This is a genomic window from Rahnella sp. BCC 1045 (assembly GCF_019049615.1).
Classification (GTDB): domain Bacteria; phylum Pseudomonadota; class Gammaproteobacteria; order Enterobacterales; family Enterobacteriaceae; genus Rahnella; species Rahnella contaminans.
In genome coordinates, this window is the sequence record NZ_JAFMOZ010000005.1 from 1 (window position 1) to 255 (window position 255).

General features: G+C 49.0%; 1 rRNA gene. It reads left to right on the forward strand.

From position 1 onward, the window contains the following. Positions 1-108 (forward strand): 23S ribosomal RNA (locus tag J1782_RS00025); the annotation flags it as partial. Positions 109-255 lie beyond the last annotated feature (147 nt).

The window sequence follows — 255 nt, forward strand, 5'->3', positions numbered from 1 at the left end:
TTAAGCCACCTGAAGGGACGTTTAAGACTAAGACGTTGATAGGCTGGGTGTGTAAGTGCAGCGATGCATTGAGCTAACCAGTACTAATGACCCGAGAGGCTTAACCTTACAACACCAAAGGTGTTTTGGATTGACTCTGTGCGAGACCGAGATTTTTCAGCGTAATGTTCCGAGATTGGTTCGTAGTGCAAGCCTGAGAGAGGGTGAGCGGTATGAATGAAACAGAATTTGCCTGGCGGCAACAGCGCGGTGGTC